Below are 472 nucleotides of genomic sequence, written 5' to 3'. Positions count from 1 at the left end.
AAGGAGACGACCAGCATGACCACCGCAATCGCGGTCGCATCGGCGTAACGGAATTCGGACAGGCGTATCACGATCAAGAGCGGCGCGATCTCGGAGACGTTGGGCAGATTGCCGGCGATGAAGATCACCGAGCCGTATTCACCGACCGCGCGGGCGAAGGCGAGCGCGAGGCCCGTGAGCAGCGCCGGCGCGAGCGAAGGCAGGATCACGCGAACGATGGTCTGCAAGCGGCTGGCCCCCAGGCTGCCCGCGGCTTCCTCGATTTCAGGGTCGAGATCCTGCAGCACCGGCTGCACGGTGCGGACAACGAAGGGAATGCCGATGAAGATCATGGCGACGAAGATGCCGCCCGGCGTGAACGCCACCTTGAGGCCGAGCGCGGCGAGCGGCGCCCCCAGCCAGCCCTTCTCGGCGAACAGCGCCGTCAGCGCGACGCCGGCCACCGCCGTCGGCAGCGCAAACGGCACGTCGA

Annotated in this window: 1 protein-coding gene; it reads right to left on the bottom strand. The window is 67.8% G+C overall.

Translation table 11 applies throughout. The features are described from left to right. A partial coding sequence (gene cysT, locus EOA75_RS33715) for a sulfate ABC transporter permease subunit CysT (RefSeq protein ID WP_127326198.1) occupies positions 1-472 on the bottom strand: 472 nt, incomplete at both ends.

It is taken from the genome of Mesorhizobium sp. M1A.F.Ca.IN.022.07.1.1 (assembly GCF_003997575.1).
In the GTDB taxonomy this organism is placed as follows: domain Bacteria; phylum Pseudomonadota; class Alphaproteobacteria; order Rhizobiales; family Rhizobiaceae; genus Mesorhizobium.
This window is presented reverse-complemented; position numbering and strand designations above follow the sequence as displayed.